Origin of the sequence: Alistipes sp. ZOR0009, from assembly GCF_000798815.1 — a bacterium.
Classification (GTDB): Bacteria; Bacteroidota; Bacteroidia; order Bacteroidales; family ZOR0009; genus Acetobacteroides.
In genome coordinates this window covers 1-7425 of record NZ_JTLD01000070.1, presented here as the reverse complement: position 1 = coordinate 7425, position 7425 = coordinate 1, and the positions used below count along the sequence as shown (strand labels likewise).

Here is a 7425-nt window from a genome sequence, read left to right as displayed (position 1 = left end):
TTGAAAAAAAGAAAAAACTACGTAAAAAACATTTCGAGTACTAGCGATCCTATCCCTATCATCATCACCAGCGCACCAGCAATCTTGTTGATCCACCAAAGCTGCTTTATTCGGAATCTTTTTCGGTATTTATTCACAAAAGAGGTTAGGGTAAACCACCAAAGCGACGCTCCAAAAAGAACTCCTCCCAAAATAGCCCCCGCGTGGAAATAGTTCTCTCCTTCTGCAACCACATTTACAAACGTAAAGAGCGCAACAAAGAAGAATATTGCCAAAGGGTTCGAAACGGTGAGCAAAAATACAGAAAAAAAGTCTTCAAAAAGCCTGCTTTTTTGTCTTCTATTCTTTCTCATTTGAGAAATTGGGTTAGTGGCAAAAATCTTCAACCCCAAGAGGAAGATAAGTATAGCTCCTCCTATTTGAAATTCAAGCTTCCACTCGTCCACAAAATCCATTATAAATGTAAGGCTAAAGCCAGCCACCATCGCAAAAACCGTATCGGCCACCGCTGCTCCCATCCCCGAAAAAAAGCCAGATAACCGACCCTTATTTATCGTTCTTTGGACGCAAAGCACACCAATCGGTCCCAATGGAATAGACGCCAGTAAACCTACAATAATTCCTTTTATGAGTAGCATCAATCCCATGCACTATGCCTGTTGTATCATATTTACCATTGCCGACAAATATCTATAAATCGTGGCACATTAACAACCCCACTTAAATGTTTTTTGGATTCCAAAGTGTTATTAAATAGTTAAAATGACATGTCGTTTTTAAGCTTAAAAAAGCTTTTACCTTCCAGTAAAAAACTATTAGACGCACTTTGGTACAGGACAAACCCAAAACAGCTTTAATCTGATTGCCTCTTTCCCCTTATTCTTACAGCAATAGCTGGCCCAAAACCTCCCCTCCAAATATTCCCAACCGAGCGTATTCGGCTTTGTTATAGGAAGGCAAACGTCGGACAAATAGGGCGTAAGATAGAGGCTGAATATCAAAGCATCCGTCAAAAAAAGCCCCAGCACTTGGCTGAGGCTTTCTATCCTTATAGTAAATCTACCTGTTCTTTTTTATCCACTCGCGAGCGTTAACAAAAGGCTCGATCCATGGCGTTAGCTCGTCATTCTTTTGTGCGGTTGGGTAGTGTGCCCATTGCCAAGGGAAGATGGCACGCTCAAAGTGAGGCATGATGGCCAAATGGCGACCATCGGTCGAGGCAACTGCAGCGGCATTATACATCGACCCATTAGGATTGCCAGGGAACTGCTCGTAGCTGTATTTGGCAACGATATTATACCTACTTTCCTCGTAAGGGAAGCTAAACTTACCTTCGCCGTGAGCAACCCAAATTCCCTGCGTCACATCAGACATTGTTCCGAAGAGAACCGAGCTGTTGGGAGCCACATCGATTGTCAAGAACGAAGATTCGTACTTATGGGTATCGTTGTGTAGCATCTTATGCTTTTGCTCGTGCTCAGGATAAATCAGCCCAAGCTCCGCCATCAGCTGGCAGCCGTTACATACCCCAAGGCTCAAGGTATCCTTACGGGCATAGAAGTTATCTAGCGCCTCCTTTGCCTTCGGATTATACAGGAAGGCACCAGCCCATCCTTTAGCCGAACCTAGCACATCGGAGTTCGAGAATCCGCCTACAAAGACGATCATATTCACATCTTCCAACGTTTCGCGACCGGTAATAAGGTCGGTCATATGAACATCCTTAACATCGAAACCAGCAAGGTACAGCGAGTAGGCCATTTCGCGATCGCCATTAGAGCCTTTCTCGCGAATGATAGCCGCCCGAATGCCTGTCTCGACCCTACGTTTAGGATCGATACCGTACTGAGCAAATTTGCCCGTAAACTTAGGATCGAACTTAAACTGGCGCTCCTGCTTCTTGTAGTTTTCGAAACGCTCGGCGGCCTTTTGCTCGCCACTCTGCCTACGATCTAGCAGGTACGATGTCTTAAACCAGCAATCGCGAAGCGATGGGATATCGAACGAGTAGCCGTGGCCATTAAGCGTAACATCCACCGATGTTCCTACCTTAGGCGAACCAATTATAGCGTACGAAAGTCCTGCAGCACCAAGCCTTGCAGCAACCTCTTGGGCGTTTGCCACCTGAAGAATAACCGAAGGCTTTTCGCTAAAGAGCACCTTTACAGCATCGGCTTCGCCCAGCGAAGATAGGTCGACAGATAAGCCGAGGTTATTATGAGAGAAGGTCATCTCCAAAAGGGCCGTTAGCAAACCGCCTGCCGAGATATCGTGTCCTGCAAGAATCTTTCCTTCGGAGATAAGATCCTGCAGCGTATTGAATGCGTTGGCAAAGTAGGTCGCATCGTCAACTGTTGGTGTATCTTCGCCAAGGCGATTAACAACCTGAGCAAACGAACTTCCACCAAGGCTAAACGAGCTCTTCGAGAAGTCGACATAGATAAGCGACGTGCTGGTGTTGTTCTCCAAAGCGGGGCTTACCACCTGACGGATGTTGGTAACCTCGCCAACGGTAGAAATGATTACCGTACCTGGAGAGTAAACCACCTCGCCTCCCTTATACTTTTGGGTCATCGATAGCGAATCTTTTCCGGTAGGGATATTTACACCCAATGCCACCGAGAAATCGCTTACCGCCTGCACGGCCTCGTACAAGCGGGCATCTTCGCCCTCGTTCTTGCAAGGCCACATCCAGTTGGCGCTTAGCGATACGCCCGAAAGCTTTTGCTCGATAGGAGCCCAAACCATGTTGGTTAGCGCCTCGGCTATCGACAGCCTCGATCCGTTGGCAGCATCGACCATGGCTGCTACAGGAGCATGCCCAATGGAGGTTGCAATACCACGCTCGCCCTGATAGTCCATAGCCACAACCCCTAGGTTGTTTAGCGGCAGCTGTAGCGGACCAGCACACTGCTGATGCGCAATTCTACCGGTTACCGAACGGTCTACCTTATTGGTTAACCAATCCTTGCAGGCTACGGCCTCTAGCTGTAGCACCTGCTCTATATAGCGTTGAATTTTTTCCTTATCGTAAGCTACGGCGGCAAACGTTTCCTTTTTCGAAACATCGCGCATGTAGGTGCGGGGTGGCTTTCCGAAGAAGTGCTCGAGCTTTAGGTCGATAGGTTTCTCTCCCGTTGCTGGGTTTTCGAACGAGAAGCGCATATCGCCAGTGATCTCACCAACCACATACATGGGTGCGCGCTCGCGATCCGAAACTCGCTTAAGCCACTCGGCATCCTTACCCTTAATAAGTAGCCCCATACGCTCCTGCGACTCGTTACCCACAATCTCCTTAGCCGAGAGGGTAGGATCGCCAACAGGCAGCTTGGTGATATCTATCTTACCACCCTTCTCCTCTACCAGCTCCGAAAGGGCATTTAGGTGCCCACCAGCGCCGTGGTCGTGGATGGATACTACCGGATTCTCATCGAGCTCTACAATGGCGCGAATGGCATTGGCGGCGCGCTTCTGCATCTCGGGGTTCGAACGCTGAACGGCGTTTAGCTCAATGCTGTTGTCGTACTCGCCAGTGGCAACCGACGATACAGCACCACCACCCATTCCGATGCGGTAGTTTTCGCCACCCATAACAACCACCTTATCGCCCACCTCGGCGTGCCCCTTAAGGCTATCCTGCTTTTTACCCCAGCCAACACCGCCGGCTAGCATAATCACCTTATCGAATCCAAACTTCTTGGCATTTTCGAAATGCTCGAAGGTGAGCACCGAACCGCAAATTAGCGGCTGTCCAAACTTGTTACCAAAGTCGCTGGCACCGTTAGAGGCCTTTACCAGAATCTCCTCGGGAGTTTGGTAAAGCCAAGGACGGGCCTCGGTAGCGGCCTCCCACTCCCTACCCTCTTCAGAGCGGGGGTACGAGGTCATGTACACCGCCGTACCGGCAATAGGAAGCGACCCCTTACCACCTGCTAGGCGGTCGCGAATTTCGCCACCAGTACCCGTTGCAGCGCCATTAAAGGGCTCTACGGTGGTTGGGAAGTTATGCGTCTCGGCCTTTAGCGAGATAACGGTATCAATATCTTTAACCTGAAAGTAGTCGGGTTTATCGTGCGTAGCCGGAGCAAACTGCTCGGCCTTTGGGCCCTCAATAAAGGCCACATTATCCTTGTATGCCGATACCAGGCGCCCCTGATGCTCCTGCGAGGTGCGCTTGATTAGCTGGAAAAGCGACTTTTCCTTCTCCTCCCCATCGATAACAAACGTACCGTTGAAGATTTTGTGGCGGCAGTGCTCGGAGTTTACCTGAGAGAACCCGAACACCTCCGAGTCGGTTAGCTGTCGCCCAATCTGGCGGCTAACCTCATCCAGGTAGCTAACCTCATCGGGGCTAAGGGCTAGCCCCTCCTGCCGGTTGTACTCCTCGATGTTGCCGATATACACCACCGGCTCGGGCTGGCGGTTTACCGTAAAGATTTCCTGCCCGGGATTGGTGTACAGGCGCTGAAGCATGTGGTCGTACGTTGCCTGACCGTTATCCACCTCCAGCAACTCCTCTATACGAAGAATGCCGCCAATTCCCATATTCTGGGTGATTTCGACGGCATTCGTACTCCAAGGAGTAATCATTTCGCGGCGCGGACCGATGTAGTAGCCGCCAAGCGTGCTCTCCTGTATGGCCGTGGCATCGCCAAAAAGCCAACAAAGTTTTTCGATATCCTCGGCTACGAGAGGATGTTGTACGTCAACTGCGTAAAAAATGGGAGAAGTACCCTTAAAGAAAAGTATCATTTATCCTTTGGTTGGAAATTATAGCTCAAAGGTAGCTAAATGTTATGGAGCCTCCACCCTGCGCCCCCTCAAATCCCTCCTTTTTTACTTACAATTTAACGTACTAGCATCGGCAGGCAAGGCAGAAGCGCCACAGGCCCGCCCATGCCGCCTAAGGCCACCGCCAAACAGCTATTAAATATTGAGTTGCCCCCCCCCTTCCGATCCTTTTTTTATCTTTGCATGTAACCCAAGGTTTTAAGATGAATAATTACGATGTTATCATTGTAGGTGCCGGGCCTGCCGGCATTTTTACAGCCTACGAGCTGGTAAAAGAGAATCGAAACCTAAAGATTCTGATGCTCGAAAAGGGCCGCAGCATGGCCAAGCGCCGCTGCCCCAAGCACACCAACGGCGGCGTATGCGTACACTGCAAGCCGTGCAGCATTACCACCGGATGGGCCGGTGCCGGAGCCTTCTCCGACGGCAAGCTCTCCCTCTCGCACGAGGTGGGCGGAACCCTTCCCGACTATATCGGGGTCGAAAAGACGATGGAGCTCATCGCCTACACCGACCAAATCTACCTCTCGTTTAAGGCCGACAGCCGGGTACACGGGCAGGAGATCACCCCCGAGATGCGCGACGTGCAGCGGCGCGCCATAGACGCCAACCTCAAGCTCGTACACTGCCCCGTAAGGCATCTGGGCACCGAAAAGGCGCAGGAGCTATACCACCACCTGTACAACTTCGTAGTAGAACACGGCGTGGAGGTACGCTTTAACACCCCCGTCACCGAGCTCATCATCGAAAACAGCTGCGCCAAGGGCGTGCGCTGCGCCAAGGAGGAGCTCCTTGCCAGCGACGTGGTGGTAGCCGTGGGCCGCGAGGGCTCCGACTGGCTCTTCAGGCAGAGCTCCAAAGACAACATCTCCACCGAGGTGGGCATCGTCGATATCGGGGTGCGCGTGGAGTGCCGCAACGAGATCATGCAGGAGATCAACGAAAACTTCTACGAGGCCAAGCTCGTGCACTACACCAAAACATTCGACGATAAGGTGCGCACCTTCTGCTCCAACCCCGGCGGCTTCGTCTCGTCGGAATACTACGACGACCGCCTTGCCGTTGTAAACGGCCACAGCTACAAGGATCTGAAGAGCGACAACACCAACTTTGCGCTGCTGGTATCGCAAAAATTTACCGAACCCTTTAAGCAGCCCATCGAATACGGCAAGCACATTGCCCGTTTGGCCAACATGCTCACCGAAAACCGCGTGCTGGTGCAGCGCTTTGGCGACCTAGTTAGAGGCCGACGCACCACCCGCGAGCGCCTATACCGCAACAACATCATCCCCACCCTAAAGGATGCCGTACCGGGCGACCTCAGCCTGGTGCTGCCCCACCGTATTTTGGTTGATATTATCGAGATGATTAAGGCGCTCGACCAGGTATCGCCCGGGCTAGCCTCCGACGAAACGCTGCTCTACGGCGTGGAGGTAAAGTTCTACTCCAACGTTATCAAGGTCGATCCCTCGTTCCAGTCTACCTCCATCAGCAACCTATACCTTGGCGGCGATGGCGCCGGTATTACCCGAGGGCTGATGCAGGCATCGGTAAACGGGGTGCTCATTGCCCGCGAGCTGCACAAGAAAAGAGCGTAGGCAACAGCTTTAATAAATACACGTATCACGTACCACGACATGCGCAAGCCCATACCCACCGATCACGATGGTATGGCGTCGTGATACGTGATACCTTCTTCTTGGCCTACCCGCCTAACTTTAGGCTACTCGGCAACTGGCGGTTGATATAAATCCTTAATAAAGGGGGTTGACGTTAAATGGCAACCTAAACCTCTACTTAAATTAGACGGCACTGTAACTGTAGTAGAAGAAACTCCTCGTTAGCAAAAATGAGGTTCCCCGAGCATTAATCTTACGGCTATTAAAAAATTAATCGAAAACATTCTATTTTAAAATAAAATTTTGGCATTATTTTTGTTAACCAAGCATTAATTTACCAATAATTAACAACATGAAAAGAATTATAATCTATGCATTCTTAATTTTCTTTGCTGCAGTCTGGACAGGATGTAGCAAAGATGAGTCATCTAATCCCGAAGTCCCCAATCCTCAATCCTACTACGAAATTGAGGTGAACAACACCGTAGAAATCAAACTTCTTGAGCATAGTGACGGAGGTTACCGCTGGCAATGGACCAACGGCAATAAATGCGAAAAAATTAAATGCATCGAAATCAGAACAGAAAGTACCACCTCCGATCCTGACATATGCGGGGCTCCAGTATATGCAATATGGAAGTTCAAAGGGAGTAAGGCGGGCATCGACACCCTTCTATTTAAAGAAAGTCGAGGCATTGAACCGCTTAGCACTATTGAAACAAAAACGGTAGTTATTAAGGTTAAGTAAGAACAACTCAGAAACGATATTCCTTAAGGGGCCCTTACTTTGAGGTCCCCTTTTGCAGAATACTAGCTTATCCATCGCCACTCTTATCCGACTAAGAGGAAATAAGAGTATTATTGAAATTCTGTAGCCCGCCATCCAAAAGTAGCAAAAAAGCAAAGCGCAGCTGTTGATAGGAGCAACTGCATTCTACTATTTTCTTCCCGCTACTTTTTTGGCGCAAAAAAGTAGCACAAAAAACAGGGCGAAAATTAACTCGCACCGTCGGCT

At 49.9% G+C, this 7425-nt stretch carries 4 protein-coding genes; 2 read left to right on the top strand and 2 right to left on the bottom strand.

The features are described from left to right. Positions 1-17 precede the first annotated feature (17 nt). Both L990_RS15775 and purL read right to left on the bottom strand, forming a co-directional pair. Positions 18-647 carry a LysE family translocator gene (locus L990_RS15775; protein WP_047451381.1) on the bottom strand — a complete coding sequence of 210 codons (630 nt, stop codon included), beginning with the start codon at positions 645-647 and terminating at the stop codon, positions 18-20. A gap of 412 nt (positions 648-1059) precedes the next feature. After that, a complete protein-coding gene (gene purL / locus L990_RS15770; protein WP_047451378.1) occupies positions 1060-4752 on the bottom strand; it encodes a phosphoribosylformylglycinamidine synthase in 3693 nt (1230 codons plus the stop codon). A 242-nt stretch (positions 4753-4994) separates the two neighbouring features. Here purL and L990_RS15765 point away from each other — a divergent pair, with 242 nt between their 5' ends. Together L990_RS15765 and L990_RS15760 are read left to right on the top strand one after the other, a co-directional pair. Further along, positions 4995-6389 carry an NAD(P)/FAD-dependent oxidoreductase gene (locus tag L990_RS15765; RefSeq protein ID WP_047451375.1) on the top strand — a complete coding sequence of 465 codons (1395 nt, stop codon included), beginning with the start codon at positions 4995-4997 and terminating at the stop codon, positions 6387-6389. A 373-nt stretch (positions 6390-6762) separates the two neighbouring features. Beyond that, positions 6763-7158 carry a protease inhibitor I42 family protein gene (locus tag L990_RS15760; RefSeq protein ID WP_047451373.1) on the top strand — a complete coding sequence of 132 codons (396 nt, stop codon included), beginning with the start codon at positions 6763-6765 and terminating at the stop codon, positions 7156-7158. Positions 7159-7425 lie beyond the last annotated feature (267 nt).

Coding starts and splice junctions, on each gene's coding strand:
- L990_RS15775 (WP_047451381.1), bottom strand. CDS start 647: ATGGGATTGATGCTACTCATAAAAGGAATTATTGTAGGTTTACTGGCG.
- purL (WP_047451378.1), bottom strand. CDS start 4,752: ATGATACTTTTCTTTAAGGGTACTTCTCCCATTTTTTACGCAGTTGAC.
- L990_RS15765 (WP_047451375.1), top strand. CDS start 4,995: ATGAATAATTACGATGTTATCATTGTAGGTGCCGGGCCTGCCGGCATT.
- L990_RS15760 (WP_047451373.1), top strand. CDS start 6,763: ATGAAAAGAATTATAATCTATGCATTCTTAATTTTCTTTGCTGCAGTC.